The organism is Spirillospora sp. NPDC049652 (assembly GCF_040675125.1).
Taxonomy (GTDB): domain Bacteria; phylum Actinomycetota; class Actinomycetes; order Streptosporangiales; family Streptosporangiaceae; genus Spirillospora.
Map to the genome: position 1 here is coordinate 1 of NZ_JBFAOF010001146.1, position 2,030 is coordinate 2,030.

Annotated in this window: 2 protein-coding genes and 1 pseudogene; 1 reads left to right on the plus strand and 2 read right to left on the minus strand. The window is 73.3% G+C overall.

The window, feature by feature from the left end:
- Positions 1 to 1,155, minus strand: a 1,155-nt coding sequence (locus AB0J52_RS37915) for an MFS transporter (protein ID WP_500187820.1), incomplete at its 3' end; no start/stop codon positions are given.
- Positions 1,156 to 1,290: 135 nt separating this feature from the next.
- Between AB0J52_RS37915 and AB0J52_RS37920 the strand changes: the two genes are divergently transcribed.
- Positions 1,291 to 1,731, plus strand: a complete 441-nt coding sequence (locus AB0J52_RS37920) for a MarR family winged helix-turn-helix transcriptional regulator (protein WP_500187821.1) — start codon at positions 1,291 to 1,293, stop codon at positions 1,729 to 1,731.
- Positions 1,732 to 1,756: 25 nt separating this feature from the next.
- Here the strand turns inward: AB0J52_RS37920 and AB0J52_RS37925 are convergent.
- Positions 1,757 to 2,030, minus strand: a pseudogene (locus AB0J52_RS37925) (ABC transporter ATP-binding protein); the annotation flags it as partial.

The following is a 2,030-nucleotide window of genomic DNA, read 5'->3' on the forward strand; positions in this document are numbered from 1 at the left end:
GCCCGCGCGGGCCCGCGTCCGCCGCGTCAGGGCGCTGGACGCGACCACGAAGGCGAACCCGCCGACGCCGAGCAGTCCGCCGACCCAGCCCGCCGAGGCGTAGCCGAACCCGGCGTCGATGGTGAGCCCCGCGAGGAACGGGCCGATCGTGTTGCCGAGGTTGAACGCGGCGATGTTGGCGGCGGACGCCATCGTCGGCGCGCCCTTCGCGACGTTCAGCACGCGGAGCTGGAGCGGCGCGACGGTGGAGAACCCGGCCGCGCCGAGCAGCAGGATCCCGGCGACCAGCGTCACCTTGTTGTGGGCGGCCGGGATGAACAGGAAGGTCAGGGCGGCCGTCGTGCCGATCGTCGCGTAGAGGGCCGGGACGAGGGCGCGGTCGGCGAACCGTCCGCCCAGCAGGTTCCCGGCGAACACGCCGACCCCGAACAGGACCATGACGACGGGCACCGCGCCCTCGCCGAACCCGGCGACGTCGGTCATCGTGGACGAGATGTAGGTGTAGACGGTGAAGACCGGCGCCCAGCCGAGCACGGCCATGCCGAGCGCGAGCCAGACCTGCGGGTTGCGGAAGGCGGCCAGCTCGCGGCGGAGCCCGCCCTCCGGACGGGCCGTCCGCGGGACGAGCGCCGCGACCCCGATCAGGCCGATCACGCCGACCACCGCGATGGCCCAGAAGGTGGAGCGCCAGCCGTACTGCTGGCCGAGCCACGCCCCGGCCGGGACGCCGAGCACGTTGGCGATGGTGAGGCCGCTGAACATGAGCGCGATCGCGCCGGCCCGCTTCTCGGGCTTGACCAGGTCGGCGGCGACGACCGCGCCGACCCCGAAGTAGGCGCCGTGGGAGAAGGCGGCGAGGATCCGCCCGGCCATCAGCACGCCGTAGGAGGGCGCGAGCGCCGACAGCACGTTCCCGGCGATGAACAGGCCCATCAGCGCGAGCAGCATGCCCTTGCGCGGAAGCCGGGCGCCGAGGGCGGTGAGCAGCGGCGCTCCGACGACGACACCGAACGCGTAACCGGAGACCAGCAGGGCGGCCGTGGGGATCGAGGTGTGGAAGTCGCGGGCCAGGTCGGGCAGCAGGCCGTTCGGGGAGAACTCCGTGGTGCCGATGCCGAAGGCGCTGATGGCGAGGGCCAGCAGGGCGAGAGGCATGGGGATCCCTTCCGGTTAGACTGGTGGGCGTACGCTGGTAACACGCGCAAGCATTAGTTGCATACGGCGGTTACTTGCATACGCTGACTATATGCGCGTGCAAGTAGTGCGCGTCAACCGGGGAAGGGGTGAGCCATGCCACACGCCGACCAGGCGCGTGCCGGAGGGTGGCGGACGCTGGCCGCGCTGCACGCCCGCATCGAGGACGAGATCGAGCGCGCGCTGCAGCGCGAGCACGGCCTCGCGGTGAACGAGTTCTGCGCCCTGCACCACCTGTCCAAGCCGGGCGCGCGCGACATCCGCATGCAGCAGCTCGCCGACGTCCTGGTCCTCAGCCAGAGCGCCACCACCCGGCTGGTCGCCCGCCTGGAGGAACGCGGGCTGGTCACCCGGTCCCTGTCCACCGAGGACCGGCGCGGCATCTGCGCCAAGGCCACCGACGAGGGCCGCGCCCTCATGCTCCGCGCCACCCCGACGCACAACGCGGCGCTGGAGTCCGCGCTCGCCGGGGCCTCGGACCTGCCCGAGCTGAAGCCGCTGGTCACCGCCATCGAGACCATCGGCGGCGACGCCTGAGCCCCCGGCGCCCGCCCTCCCCCGGCTAGCGCAGGGCGGGGGTGGACGCCAGGAGGGCGGCCGTCTCGTCCGCCGTCCCGGACTCGGCGGAGTCGAGGGCGGCGGCGTCCAAGGCGGCGGCGGGCAGGTCGTCCACCAGGCGTCCCTCCGCAAGGACGACGACGCGGTCGGCCACGCGCCGCGCCACCCGCAGGTCGTGCGTCACGAACACGATCGCGAGGCCCTCGTCCCGCCGCAGCTCGTCGAGCAGCGCGAGGACGCGCTCCTGCGTGATCACGTCGAGGCCGGTGGTCGGCTCG